At 54.1% G+C, this 13402-nt stretch carries 11 protein-coding genes; 6 read left to right on the forward strand and 5 right to left on the reverse strand.

Annotation, left to right across the window (positions count from 1 at the left end; translation table 11 throughout):
* The first annotated feature begins 74 nt into the window (after positions 1-74).
* From B9Y90_RS06420 to mrdB, 3 genes are all read left to right on the forward strand, one after another.
* Entirely contained in the window at positions 75-2228 is a 2154-nt protein-coding gene (locus tag B9Y90_RS06420) for a bifunctional diguanylate cyclase/phosphodiesterase (protein ID WP_085540634.1), read from the forward strand.
* Between the two features lie 308 nt (positions 2229-2536).
* Entirely contained in the window at positions 2537-3178 is a 642-nt protein-coding gene (locus tag B9Y90_RS06425; protein ID WP_085540635.1) for an ATP-dependent Clp protease proteolytic subunit, read from the forward strand.
* Between the two features lie 59 nt (positions 3179-3237).
* Complete coding sequence (gene mrdB, locus B9Y90_RS06430) at positions 3238-4350, forward strand: peptidoglycan glycosyltransferase MrdB (RefSeq protein ID WP_085540636.1); 1113 nt, start codon at positions 3238-3240, stop codon at positions 4348-4350.
* Positions 4351-4423: 73 nt separating this feature from the next.
* Here mrdB and B9Y90_RS06435 read toward each other — a convergent pair whose 3' ends face one another.
* The 4 genes from B9Y90_RS06435 to B9Y90_RS06450 form a co-directional block, all read right to left on the reverse strand.
* Positions 4424-5230 (reverse strand): trypsin-like serine peptidase, encoded by an 807-nt coding sequence (locus tag B9Y90_RS06435; protein WP_085540637.1) that lies wholly within the window; start codon positions 5228-5230, stop codon positions 4424-4426.
* Positions 5231-5524: 294 nt separating this feature from the next.
* Positions 5525-5950 (reverse strand): acid resistance repetitive basic protein Asr, encoded by a 426-nt coding sequence (gene asr / locus B9Y90_RS06440; RefSeq protein ID WP_008459254.1) that lies wholly within the window; start codon positions 5948-5950, stop codon positions 5525-5527.
* A 152-nt stretch (positions 5951-6102) separates the two neighbouring features.
* Positions 6103-7587, reverse strand: coding sequence for a carboxypeptidase M32 (locus B9Y90_RS06445; protein WP_085540638.1), 1485 nt, complete (start codon positions 7585-7587; stop codon positions 6103-6105).
* 74 nt (positions 7588-7661) lie between these two features.
* Positions 7662-8912, reverse strand: a complete 1251-nt coding sequence (locus B9Y90_RS06450; RefSeq protein ID WP_085540639.1) for an MFS transporter — start codon at positions 8910-8912, stop codon at positions 7662-7664.
* Between the two features lie 99 nt (positions 8913-9011).
* On the opposite strand from B9Y90_RS06450, the gene B9Y90_RS06455 reads away from it, so the two are divergent.
* The 3 genes from B9Y90_RS06455 (at position 9012) to bioD (ending at position 12075) form a co-directional block, all read left to right on the forward strand.
* Positions 9012-9914: a LysR family transcriptional regulator gene (locus B9Y90_RS06455; protein WP_085540640.1), complete on the forward strand. Its 903-nt coding sequence runs from the start codon at positions 9012-9014 to the stop codon at positions 9912-9914.
* 125 nt (positions 9915-10039) lie between these two features.
* Complete coding sequence (mlc, locus tag B9Y90_RS06460; RefSeq protein ID WP_085540641.1) at positions 10040-11257, forward strand: sugar metabolism global transcriptional regulator Mlc; 1218 nt, start codon at positions 10040-10042, stop codon at positions 11255-11257.
* A gap of 122 nt (positions 11258-11379) precedes the next feature.
* Entirely contained in the window at positions 11380-12075 is a 696-nt protein-coding gene (bioD, locus tag B9Y90_RS06465; protein ID WP_085540642.1) for a dethiobiotin synthase, read from the forward strand.
* Here the strand turns inward: bioD and clcB are convergent.
* On the reverse strand, positions 12028-13320 hold the full coding sequence (gene clcB / locus B9Y90_RS06470; RefSeq protein WP_085540643.1) for a voltage-gated ClC-type chloride channel ClcB: 1293 nt from the start codon (positions 13318-13320) through the stop codon (positions 12028-12030). The genes bioD and clcB overlap by 48 nt on opposite strands.
* Positions 13321-13402 lie beyond the last annotated feature (82 nt).

Here is a 13402-nt window from a genome sequence, read left to right on the forward strand (position 1 = left end):
TTTTACGGTAAAAGCACTTCTCTAAATCCAATGCCGGAAATCTCCACGTTATTTCACTTAGAAGAGAGCTGAAATTGCGTAATCTCCTTAGCTGGAAAAGTACACCCGTTGCCGGAACATTGTTTGCCATGGTGTTTGTGGCAGGCATCGGGCTGATCGTGTCGGTTATCTCACTTCTCTACCTTTCACTTCACCTTATCAGCAGCAAAACCAATGAGATAGATGAACACCGAAGCGCACTGTCGGTACAAGGGGCCATACAAACCTCGGTTAATCGCGTGTGGGCGTTGGTTATCGACAATGCGGTTTGGGACGATGCCGTAAATCAAGTTTACCGCCCTGAACTGGACGTTAACTGGCTGTATAACACCTGGGGTGCGGGTTACAAAATCAATAACCTCTACGACGGAGTGTATGTGCTGGATGAGGGGTTCAATGTGCTTTGGGGATCGTTTCGTGGGCAGCGAGTGACGGGGCAAAACATCTCACAACTCGGGAAGGGGTTTGAGTCCCTCGTGTATCAAAATGCGCAAACGCTGAGAGATGACAAAAAAATCTTTGCCGGTATCACTCAGACCGGAAGCGGCGTTTCGTTTATCGGGATTGGGCTTATCCGGCCCATGCTAGGGCGGCTTCAGGTCCACGATGCGACGCGGCGTTACCTGGTGATTGGCCGTCAGATCAACGATCTCATGCTGAAAGAGCTGGGCAACACCTTCCAAATTGAGAATCTGCGCCTGACGGCCACTCCAACAGATTCTTCCAGCGTCCCGTTAAACAGCGCATCCGGTGAAACACTGGGTTATCTAAGTTGGGAACCAAGGCAGCCTGGGGCAGAGGCTGCCCGTGCCGCTTCGGCAGACATTCTGCGTATTACGTTGCTTGCGGCGGTGTTAATCCTGGTGTTTATCGTCATCAGTAGCCTGGGGCTGTACAAGCTGGCACGTGGAGAAAAGCAGGCGAGAAACATCGCGCTGACCGACTGGCTCAGTCACTTACCCAACCGACGAGCGCTTATAGAGCGGCTGGAAACCATCAGCAAACGGGGAGATACCGACGAAAAAAGCGTGGTATTTATCGATCTTGATGGTTTTAAGGACGTGAATGATATTTACGGGCACGACAAGGGCGACAAGTTAATCGTGACTATTGCTCATGCACTACGCGAGCGCGTGCCGGAAAACGGTATGCTGGTGCGCATGGGTGGGGATGAATTTGCCATGATGATCGGTGGCGCACGCGCAGGGGAACACTCGGCGACATTTGCAGGTTCAGTGCTGGATTATCTGAGCCAGCCCATACCCGTGGGGGAAAGCACTATTCATATCAGTGCCAGCATCGGGATTGCGTCGGGATCGCTGGTGGACTGCAGCAGCTCTGAGCTATTCCGCCGCGCCGATATTGCGATGTATCACTCTAAAATTACCGGAAAAGGGCGCACAACTTACTATGATTCAGCGTTAAATAACGTTCGTGAGCGTCGCTTAACCATCGAAAACGACATTCGTGTGGGTCTTGCACGAGATGAATTTGAAGTCTGGTATCAGCCAATTATTGATGCGCGTAGCCAGGCTATGACCGGTGTAGAAGCGCTGGTGCGCTGGCCACGCCGCCCGGAAGGCGAGCTGTTGCCCGATGAGTTTATTCCCGTGGCAGAAACCAGCGGTCTTATCTATTCTCTCGGGCAGTTTGTGCTCCGCCGGGCGTGTCGCGATTTAGCGTCTTGTGAGGATCTCCGCCTGTCGGTGAACATTTCCCCGGCGCAGTTCCGGGATCCAGAGTTTGAGGATAAGGTTGCCCGGGTGCTACAGGATACTTTCTTCCCGGCGCAGCGGCTTGAACTGGAAGTGACGGAAAGCTATGTGCTGGAAAACCCGGATCGCGCCCTGGCGGCAATTCGAAATCTGAAATCACTGGGCATGGCGGTGGCGTTGGATGATTTTGGCAACGGCTATTCGAGCATCGGCTATCTGCGTCGCTTTCACTTCGACACGATCAAAATTGATAAATCGCTCGCCGGCCTGGTGGACAGCGATGAGCAGGCGCTGGCGTTGGTGAACGGCACGGTACGAATTGCCACCGCGCTGGGTATGGCGGTGACGGCAGAGGGAGTGGAAAACGAAAACCAGCTCAAGCTGCTTTGCCAGGCAGGCTGTGACCGGCTGCAGGGCTATTACTTTAGCCCCCCCAGGCCGCTGGCGACCATCTTGTCGCTACGGCCAGCTTAATAATGTTTTCTGAAATAAAATACCTGTAATTCAATTTCTTCTGTTATTGCTGCTATGAAGTTGCGGCCTGGTAGAGAACCGATGCCCCTCCGGCTTTACAGCGCAATCATTTATAACGGAGGTTTATAGAACTGGTTAATATTGTTAGTCATTACAGAGGGTTGTTTTGTTTTTATATGTTTTCTTCTTTTTACTTCTACATTAACGTTTTGTTTAAACTCCGGATATAAAACACCTTGCTTTTGCAACACTATATTATAAGCTGTGAAAAAATGGAGTGTGACGTAAAATTTATCAAGGAGAGAGATGTGAAAGCCATAATACACCTGATCATGACCGTGTTAATTTCGTATGTTTCATTTGCTGCAGCGCAGTCTGTTGAAGATAAAAATAAAATCGCCAAAATCTATTACTCGGGAGAAATGCAAACGTCTGCCGTGTCGAGGCTGGTCAGCGTCTTTGATGAAATTAATAAAAATAATGATGTAGAGAGAATTTATTTATATATAAATAGCTATGGCGGTGATATGGACGCAGGCCTGATGGCGGCTGCGGCCGTCAGAAGCTCCGTCATCCCCGTCACAACCGTGGCCATGTCTACCGTCGGCTCTTCGGCAACGATCATGTTCTGTGCCGCAGATGACAGGCGTTCATTACCGGATGGTAGCTTATTTCTGCACCCGGCTTCTATTTCACACAGCGGGGATTTAAGGCCCGCTGATGTGACTTATCTTGAAAAAGAAACCCGTCGTTTCAATGAAATGTTTAAAAAAACGTATCGTGCATGTACAAAACTTGATGAAGCCAAAATAGCCGAAATATTGCATAGCGAGTATAACCTCACGGGCTATTCTCCCAGTGAGGCAATGGCTATTGGATTAGTCTCTTCCGTAGATAAAAAAATAATACCGGCTACCTACACTTACTCTATCGTTAGCAGCTCGAACTAATACACGGATATCACCAGGCTAATCCGAACTGAATTACCTCACGGCTGCAGAGGTATTACATGGAAAATATTCATCAGAAAAGAATGTGTTGGGCACGAGTTCATCTTGATCCCTCGCTGCTGTTGTTGATTATGTTGTTGCTGGCTTACAGCGCTTTTGTGATGTGGAGCGCCAGCGGCCAGGATACCGGGATGATGGAGCGTAAAGCCGGGCAGATCGCGATGGGGCTTATTGTAATGATTGCCATGGCGCAAATCACTCCGCGCTTCTACGAAAGATCCGCGCCCTGGCTTTTTGCCCTGTGCGTGATTTTATTGCTGCTGGTCGATAGCATCGGGCAAATCAGCAAAGGGGCTCAGCGCTGGTTGGATCTCGGCATTATCCGCTTCCAGCCTTCGGAAATTGCCAAGATTGCCGTTCCGCTGATGGTGGCCCGATTTATCAATCAGAATCCGAGCCCACCGTCGCTTAAACAGACGGCCATTGCCCTGGCGATCATTTTTGTGCCTACCTTACTTATTGCGATGCAGCCTGACCTCGGCACCGCCATCCTGGTGGCGGCATCCGGTCTTTTTGTGCTGTTCCTGTCGGGGATTAGCTGGAGAATTATCGCCGCAGCCGCCGTGCTGATGGCCATTTTCATTCCGGTGCTATGGTTCTTTCTTATGCATGACTACCAGCGCGAACGCATCATGATGCTGTTGGATCCGACGCTAGATCCACGTGGGGCGGGTTATCACATCATTCAGTCAAAAATCGCGATTGGTTCTGGCGGCCTGGTGGGGAAAGGCTGGCTGCATGGCACACAGTCTCAGCTGGAGTTTTTACCGGAGCGGCATACCGATTTTGTGTTTGCCGTTATTGCGGAGGAACTGGGCTTTATCGGCATTCTGGTGCTGCTTGCGCTGTATCTGTTGGTGATTATGCGAGGCCTAATCATCGCGGCTCAGGCTCAAACGCTCTTCGGGCGGATGGTCGTCGGCGGCCTGATACTGATCCTGTTTGTTTATGTGTTTGTGAATATCGGTATGGTGAGCGGTATTTTGCCTGTGGTGGGGGTTCCGCTGCCGTTAATAAGCTATGGCGGCTCGGCGTTGATCGTGCTGATGGCCGGGTTTGGCATCATGATGTCAGTGCATACGCATCGCAAGATGATGTCAAAGAGTGTTTAGCGGCAGGAGGGGCGAGTCATTTGCCGCCGGGAAACACTCTTATTGCGTTGCCCGGCGGTATCAGGATAAAGCTTTATTGTGCCAGTGCTTCCAGCCTGTCGCGGAAGCCGGTCACTGAAATGGCGCGGTTATCCGCCCTGTATCTGTCTTTGGCTGCCGGGGCGGAACTTTGCACCGCAATCAGCTGCCAGCCCTGATCGGTTTTCAGTAACAGCGGTGAACCACTATCGCCGGGGAGCGTATCGCACTGGTGAGACAGCACGGACGCCTGAGCCCAGCCTGTAACCAGGCAGTTACTGTGGGTATACAGGTCGTCGAGATGATCCAGCGGATAGCCAGACTGCGTCACTTTACGATCGTGAGCCTTTAATGCTTCGGTTAGCGCGTCTTTGTCGCCGGTAAACAGCGGCAACGGCGTGATGCCTGAAGGCGGGTTACGGATAATAATCAGACCAAAATCATAAGGTGCCGCGTTAGACGGGACCAGCCAGCCGTCGCCGTCCGGCTTGAGGCGGCGACCGAGGGATTTGTCCACGCGGCCTTCGATATCATGGATCTCATAGCGCCATTGCCCTTTATGGGAAATAAAGCGCAGGGCGACGGCTTTGTCTGCTTTGCCGCGCGGCGGCTGCAGCAGGCAGTGTCCGGCGGTTAAGGCGAGATGGGGTGAAATCAGGGTGGCGGTACATAAGTTGCCGCTGGCCGTTTCCAACTGGCCAATGGCATCCCACGGGGCATCCTCGGGGTTGGTGACACGAACACGATCATCTTTACCGAAGAACAGTGTTTTAACGTTCGCCGGGCTGTCGTCTTCGTCCGCGTGAGCAAGTTGAGGTAAAAGGATCAATGCTCCTAAAAACAACACAACACTTTTGCGCATAGCTCTCTCTGAAGGGGCTAATAATTATGGTTTTTATAGATGCAGTAACTATAGTCGGAACGGACCGAAAGTGGGAGTGAAAACAGCAGACTACGCTATCAGAGCCAGAAGCTCAGCGTAATAATACCGCAGATGATCAGCAGGGCGAGGATTAACTCGAAACTGTAGCGTCGCAACATTATCCGCACTCCAGAAATAAGTACGTGCTAAAGGCTGTGCCTTATTCCTAATAAAACACCCGGCAAGCCGGGTGTTTATGTAAACGCTTTAAGCTAACGGGTAGCCCCGTTTAACTTATGCTGCTGGCTGTGCAGCTGGTTTAGCAGCGGCTTTGTGATGTTTTTTCACGTGTTTCTTGGCAGCCTGAGCTTTCTGAGCAGCTGGTTTTACTGCTTTTTTGTGGTGTTTTTTAGCAGCCTGGGCTTTCTGAGCTGCTGGTTTGGTTGCTTTTTTGTGGTGCTTTTTAGCAGCCTGAGCTTTCTGCTCGGTCGCTGGTTTAGCGGCTTTTTTGTGTTTCTTTTTAGCAGCCTGAGCTTTCTGAGCGGCAGCTTTTTTGTGTTTCTTGTGATGCGTTACTTTTGCAGCTGGCGCTTTAGCAGCAGGAGCAGCAGCGGTGGTTGCTGGAGCAGCAGCTGGAGCGGTAGCGGTGGTGTCAGCAGCGAAAGCGGCAGAAGACAGACCCATAGCAGCGGCAACAACCAGAGCTAATACTTTTTTCATTTCGAAATCCTCGAATTTGTTTGTGTGTCAACCCCACTGCGGGGCCGTTGAAATGAACTATAGGCTGGGGAATCAAAGTGTTCAGTGAGTGATTGGTATCGGCATGTAACGTAATGTACAAGGCCGGGTACAGACGACCCGGCACGAGGGGTTTACAGGTAACGCGACTCTAAATGTTTGCGGAAATACAATGGGTTAAGGTCTTCTCCGGTCGCGTTGGTTATCAGCTGTGACGTGGTGAAACGGCTGCCGTGCTGCCAGATATTTTGCTTCAACCAGTCGAATAATGCGGTGAAATTGCCACTGGCGATCGCCTGGTCCAGATCCGGCAGCGCGCGTGACGCCGCGTTAAACAGCTGCGCCGCGTACATCGCGCCCAGGGTGTAGGACGGGAAGTAGCCGAAGGCACCATCAGTCCAGTGAATATCCTGCATACAACCATTGCGATAATTGCCTTCGGTGGACAGGCCGAGCCAGGACTGCATCTTCTCATTCCACAGCCCCGGGATGTCGTCCACCTCAATGTCACCGTCGATCAGCGCCCGCTCAATTTCATAACGCAGCACAACGTGCGCCGGATAGCTGACTTCATCGGCATCTACGCGAATATAGCCGCGCTGAACCTGTTGATTAACGTTGATAAAGTTGTTCAGCTCGAACGCCGGCTGTGGACCAAAACGCTCAATCACTTTGGGTAACAACAGTTTCAGGAACGGCGCGCTGCGGCCAAGCTGCATCTCAAAGAACAGGCTTTGGGATTCATGGATGGCGGTAGAACGCGCCAGAGCGACGGGCTGGCCGAGCCATTCCCGCGGCAGGTTTTGCTCATAGCGGGCGTGGCCTGTTTCATGAATCACGCCAAACAGCGAGCTGAACATCTCTTCTTCGTTATAGCGAGTGGTTATACGCACGTCTTCTGGCACGCCACCGCAGAAAGGATGCGCGCTGACGTCAAGACGACCGCCGTTAAAGTCAAAGCCAAGCAGCCCCATTGTATCCAGCCCGAGCTGACGCTGGGTTTCAGTGGCGAAAGAACCTTGTGGCGCCAGCGTTTTTTCTTTGGCCTGTTTATCAACCACCTTCTGAAGCAGGTCCGGTAGCCAGCCACGCAGATCGCCAAACAATACGTCGAGCTTGGCGCTGGTCATGCCGGGTTCATAGATATCCAGCAGCGCATCATAGCGAGAAATGCCTTTTGCCTCCGCGCGCAGTCGAGCTTCTTCGCGGCTGACGCGTACGACTTCCTTCAGGTTAGTGGAGAACCCTTGCCAGTCGTTGGTCGTGCGCTGGGTACGCCAGCCGTGTTCACAGCGCGTCCCTACTAGGGATTTCTCTTCTACTAGCGCATCCGGGAGCAGCACCGCTTCCTGGTAATGCCGCGTCATTTCGCGGAGATTTGCACGCTCCACATCATTCAGATCTTCCTGAGCTGCGGCCTGGAGCAGGGTGGCAATTTTCTTGTCGGTCAGGATTTGGTGCTTAAGCACGCTAAGTTCAGCGAGAGCCTCGCCGCGCGCCTGGCTGCCGTTAGCGGGCATCATGGTGGACATGTCCCAGCCGGCAATGGCTGACAGATGATCAAACCGGGAAAGACGCTGGAAGGTACGGGTCAGGTGATTATAGTTTTGCTTTTCCATATGGCCTCGTGAACAGGTTGTTAACGCCAAAGAAAATAGCATTAAGCTTACCTGAACACGAGAGCGGCAGGTGGTTAGTGCGTCTTATGGTGCAAACGGGCAGCAACCAGCAGGGCAACCACTAGCAGTGAGCCGATAAACGCCGCCACGCCGTTCCAGCCAAACTGGTGCCAGAATACGCCGCCAAGCGTACCCGCCAGGCTGGAGCCCAGGTAATAGCTGAACAAATACAGCGATGAAGCCTGGCCTTTAGCCCGGCGTGCGCGCGGCCCAATCCAACTGCTGGCAACCGAATGGGCGGCAAAAAAACCGGCGGAGAACAGCAGCATCCCGGCAAAAATGACGATAAGCGAGGAGAAAACGGTCAGCGTCAGGCCAAGGAACATAATGGCCGTGAAGCCAATCAATACGGGACCACGGCCATATTTTGCAGTCATTGCGCCCGCTTTAGGTGAGCTCCATGTCCCGGTCAGGTAAGCCACGGAAAGCAGGCCCACCACCGCCTGACTCAGAAACCACGGGGCTTCCATCATGCGGTAGCCAATGTAGTTAAAGAGGGTGACAAACGCCCCCATCAGCAGGAAGCCTTCCGCAAACAGCAGCGGCAACCCCTGGTCCCGCCAGTGCAGACGGAAGTTAATAAACAGCGTTTTAGGGCGAAGACTGGAGGCGCGAAAATGCTGCGACTGCGGCAAAATCTTCCAGAACATCAGCGCAGAGGCGAGGGCAAAACAGCCGATAGCCGCGACGGCCACGCGCCAGGTAAAGAAGTCGGTGAGTACCCCGGTTATCAGGCGGCCGCTCATCCCGCCTATCGAGTTCCCGCTGATGTACAGACCCATCGAAAACGCCACCACGCTCGGGTGCATCTCCTCGCTGAGGTAGGTCATGCCCACGGCTGCGACGCCGCTCAAAGAAAGGCCGATGAGTGCGCGCATGATTAAAATGCCGTGCCAACTGGTCATCAACGTTGACAGTAAAGTGCAGCAGGAAGCCAGCAGCAGAGCCGTGACCATCACCTGTTTACGGCCAATGGCGTCCGAAAGCGGGCCGGTAAACAACAGGCCGATAGCCAGCATAGCGGTAGAAACCGAAAGCGAAATACTGCTGCTTGCCGGGCTGACGCCAAATTCATGGGAGAGCACCGGTAAAATGGGCTGGACGCAATAGAGCAGGGCAAAGGTAGCCAGCCCGGCGGAAAACAGCGCCAGCGTGACGCGCATAAACTGAGGAGTACCACGTTTGATATAGCTGACAGAAGGGGCAGACCGGCTTTCGTCAACATCCTCTGTCGGGGCTGTGTTGACGGTAGTTGTACGACTCAAGGGAGATCCTTACGCAGGTGTTAACTTATTCTTTACAGAGTAGAAAAGTGTAAATGTTCTGTCTAATATATTAATAATCTCAAATGATACTTTAAACATATGAATATCGAGTTACGTCATCTGCGCTATTTCATTGCTGTTGCCGAAGAGCTGCATTTTGGCCGGGCGGCAGCACGGCTGCGGATCTCCCAGCCGCCTCTTAGCCAACAAATTCAGATCCTTGAAGAGCAAATTGGCGCTCGCCTGTTGGCGCGGACAAACCGAAGCGTTAACCTCACCGCAGCCGGCCAGCAGTTTCTCACCGATGCCAGGCAAATTCTCGGTCAGGTGGATGCCGCAGCCGCGCGTGCGGCGCGTCTGCATCAGGGTGAAACCGGCGAACTGCGCATTGGCTTTACCTCCTCTGCGCCGTTTATTAAGGCCGTTTCTGACAGTCTGTCCCGCTTTCGCAAGCGCTACCCCGACGTGCATCTCCAGATGCGTGAAGTGAATACCCGCGAGCAAATTGCCCCGCTGAATGAGGGCGAGCTTGAGCTGGGGCTGATGCGCAATACGCGCCTGCCAGATACCCTTAACTGGACGCTCATCCTGCGTGAACCGCTGTTGGCGATGGTACATCGCGATCATCCGCTGGCAGGCAGCCGCTCGATATCGCTGAAACAGTTGGCGCAGGAGCCGTTTGTTTTCTTTGATCCACATGTTGGCACCGGACTGTACGACGACATCATCGGGCTGCTTCGCCAGTATAACATCGTGCCATATATCACCCAGGAAGTTGGCGAGGCGATGACGATCATTGGGCTGGTGTCCGCCGGACTGGGTGTTTCCATCCTGCCGGCTTCGTTTCAACGTATTCGTTTGAGTGATGTGGTATGGCTGCCCATTGATGAGCCAGAGGCACAGTCTGAACTGTGGCTGGTCTGGCCGAAGCATCGCGAATTATCGGAGGCGGCGAAGCGCATCTCGGCGCTGCTGACCGAAGCCTCCTGGGCGTTAAAATAGGGCAAATGTGGCGGGAATATGTGCGGTAAATCACAACCCTACGTAAATATTTGACGACCCCACTTGAAGTGTTTCACCATAGCCTAAAAGTTTATTTCGAAGCGCGAAAATAAAGGGAGTACCACGTGGTTGCTGATAGTCAACCGGGCCATATCGATCAGATTAAACAAACCAATGCTGGCGTTGTTTATCGCTTGATTGATACCCACGGTCCGGTGTCGCGAATCGATCTTTCCCGCCTGGCGCAACTGGCTCCGGCCAGTATCACCAAGATTGTGCGGGAAATGCTTGAGGCGCATCTGGTACAAGAAACGGAGATTCAGGACCCCGGCAGCCGTGGTCGCCCAGCGGTGGGCTTAATGCTTGAAACAGAAGCGTGGCATTACCTCTCAATTCGCCTGAGCCGGGGTGAAATTTCACTGGGCCTGCGCGACCTCAGCAGCAAGCTGGTGGTGGAAGACACGGTAGACTTGCCTACGGACGACCCACAGCCTTTGCTGGAGCGCATCATCTTTCAGGTCGATCAATTCTTTATTCGCCATCAGCAAAAGCTTGAACGCCTGACCGCCATCGCCATTACGCTACCGGGTATCATTGATACCGTTCGCGGCGTGATTCATCGCATGCCTTTCTACGATATCTGCGATATGCCGCTGGGCGAAGCGCTGGGCAATCACACGGGTGTGCCGGTATTTATCCAGCACGATATTAGCGCCTGGACCATGGCCGAAGGGCTGTTCGGCGCCTCTCAGGGAGCGAGAGATGTCATTCAGGTGGTGATTGATCATAACGTGGGGGCAGGCGTTATCACCGATGGGCGCCTGCTTCATGCTGGCAGCAGCAGTCTGGTGGAAATTGGCCACACGCAGGTCGACCCTTACGGCAAGCGCTGCTACTGCGGCAACCACGGTTGCCTTGAAACCATTGCCAGCGTCGAAAGCGTGCTGGAACTGGCGCAGCAGCGTATGAGTCAGTCGATGGGCTCGATGCTGCACGGCCAGCCGCTCAGTGTGGAATCCTTGTGTGACGCGGCGCTAAGCGGAGACCTGCTGGCAAAAGATATTATTATTGGCGTCGGGCAAAACGTAGGCCGCATTCTGGCCATCATGGTTAACCTGTTTAATCCGCAAAAAATTCTTATCGGTTCGCCACTTAACCGCGCCGCCGCCATTCTTCATCCAGCCATCACCGACTGTATTCGCCAGCAGGCGTTACCCGCTTATAGCAGTCATACGGTGGTAGAAGGGACGCAGTTTGATAACCGCGGCACCATGGCCGGTGCGGCGCTGGTAAAAGATGCAATGTATAACGGCTCTTTATTAATTCGTCTGCTGCAGGGCTAATCTTCGGCCCTGATTCACCAAAAATTGCGCTATCTCAATCTGGCTACAACACCATTCTTTTAGACTTCCCGGGTTAATTTTTCTCTTTACTTATATTGCTAGCATTACCTCGGGAGACAGTCATGCTTAAGCGTTTCTTTATAACAGGTACCGATACTGCCGTAGGGAAGACGGTGGTTTCACGAGCCTTACTGCAGGCGTTGTTGGCCAGCGGGAAAAGCGTCGTCGGTTACAAACCGGTCGCTAAGGGCAGTAAAGAGACGCCAGAGGGGCTGCGCAACAGGGATGCGTTGGTGCTGCAAAGCGTCTCCACAATCAAATTGCCCTATGAAGCGATCAATCCTATCGCGTTAAGCGAAGAAGAGAGCAGCATCAGCCATCATGGGCCGATCAACTATTCGCTGCTGTCGAGCGGACTGCAACGGCTTTCCGATCAAATGGATCATGTCGTCGTCGAAGGCACGGGCGGCTGGCGCAGCCTGATGAACGATCTCCGTCCGCTGTCTGACTGGGTGGTACAGGAACAGCTGCCGGTACTGCTGGTGGTGGGGATTCAGGAAGGGTGCATTAACCATGCGCTGCTGACGGCGCAGGCCATTGCCAATGACGGGTTGCCGTTTATTGGCTGGGTGGCGAACCGCATCAACCCAGGCCTTGCGCATTATGCAGAAATTATCGACGTATTGAGCAAAAAACTGCCGGGGCCGCTGGTCGGCGAGCTACCGTACCTGCCTCGAGCCGAACAGCGTGAGCTGGCGGCGTATATCGATCTAACCCGGCTGCGTAGCGCTTTGACGGTAGACCGACTGCGGGCGTAGCCAACGCGAAAGCGTTGAGGCGATCACACAGGTCAGCAGCAGGCCGGGGAGCAGGGTAAATTCCCCGGTCATTTCACAAATCATCAGCGTCGCCATGATCGGCGCGTGCGTGGTAGCCGCCAGCAAAGACGCCATGCCCGTCAACCCCAGCAGGATCATCAGCGGTTCGCCGCCGCCCCACAGACCACAAACCTGGCCAAACAACATCCCCAGCGCCGCCCCCATAAACAGCGTAGGTGTAAATACGCCGCCTGGCGCACCGGAGCCGCTGCTTGCCATCACCGCCAGCAGTTTGCACAGTAATACCCCGGCCACAAACAGCAGCGCGGGTGGGTTGGTCAGAAACGACTGCACCACGCTGTAACCGTTGCCCCAGGCCGTCGGGGTCACGAGCGAAAGCAGGCCGACAATCAATCCGCCGAGCGCCAGCTGCAGCGGCGGCGAAAGCTTAAGTGAACGGAACAGCGCACTACTTTGCGCCAGCAGCCACAGCACCAGTGGCCCGAGAACGCCTGCGGTTAAGCCGAGCAGCGCCATTAGTCCATAATGAGAAGGCTGTGGGGGATCAAGAAGCGTGACGATATACAGCGGAGCCTGGCCGCCGTTGAGCAAATGCGTCATCAGCAGGGCGCTGACGGCGGCAATCACCACCGGCCCCAGCGAGGCAAGCATCAGTGAGCCAAACAGTATTTCCGCAATAAACAGGCTACCCGCCAGCGGCGCATGGTAGGCGCTCGCCATCCCGGCAGCTGCACCGCACGCTACCCACAGTTTCCATTCTTTGTCCGGGGTAAAGCGTTGGGCAAACAGCGAAGCAAAAACGGTGGCTAACAGAATCATCGCCCCTTCACGCCCGATAGCGCTGCCGCTGGCGACGACGACTAGCGAAGCGGCGGACTTCACCAGGCTGGACGGCACATCCAGACGACCATCCCCGGTTTCGATGGCTTCCATGTAGTCGGTGGGGGCAGAAGGACGCTGGCGGGTGGCTCGCTGCCAGCTCCACAGCAGAAGCCCGGCCAGCAGACCACCTGCCGCAGGGGTCAGCGCGCGCCGCCAGGGGGCGAGTGCCGCAGCGGCTGCAACCAGGCTGCCACCATGATCGCCGAGAAACACGTTCTCAAGCAGGTACATGGCCTGACGAAAAAGCCAGACCACCAACGCGGAAGCCAGGCCAATAAAGACCGCAATCACCAACCGGCGAAGCATCTCACGGATGTCAGGAAAAGCGTGTATTCGGTGCATAGCGCAAAAGGTAGCGGGGGAATGGCGCTATTGTGGGGGAGAACGCGGATAAGCTCAAAGGAAAATGCGCCGCCGTAAAGCA

The sequence above is a fragment of the Cedecea sp. NFIX57 genome, assembly GCF_900177785.1.
In the GTDB taxonomy this organism is placed as follows: Bacteria; Pseudomonadota; Gammaproteobacteria; order Enterobacterales; family Enterobacteriaceae; genus Cedecea; species Cedecea neteri_C.

What these genes read in the sequence shown, in the direction of transcription:
- mrdB (WP_085540636.1), top strand. Translation starts at nt 3,238, where the DNA reads ATGGAAAATATTCATCAGAAAAGAATGTGTTGGGCACGAGTTCATCTT.
- B9Y90_RS06435 (WP_085540637.1), bottom strand. Translation starts at nt 5,230, where the DNA reads ATGCGCAAAAGTGTTGTGTTGTTTTTAGGAGCATTGATCCTTTTACCT.
- asr (WP_008459254.1), bottom strand. Translation starts at nt 5,950, where the DNA reads ATGAAAAAAGTATTAGCTCTGGTTGTTGCCGCTGCTATGGGTCTGTCT.
- B9Y90_RS06445 (WP_085540638.1), bottom strand. Translation starts at nt 7,587, where the DNA reads ATGGAAAAGCAAAACTATAATCACCTGACCCGTACCTTCCAGCGTCTT.
- B9Y90_RS06455 (WP_085540640.1), top strand. Translation starts at nt 9,012, where the DNA reads ATGAATATCGAGTTACGTCATCTGCGCTATTTCATTGCTGTTGCCGAA.
- bioD (WP_085540642.1), top strand. Translation starts at nt 11,380, where the DNA reads ATGCTTAAGCGTTTCTTTATAACAGGTACCGATACTGCCGTAGGGAAG.
- clcB (WP_085540643.1), bottom strand. Translation starts at nt 13,320, where the DNA reads ATGCACCGAATACACGCTTTTCCTGACATCCGTGAGATGCTTCGCCGG.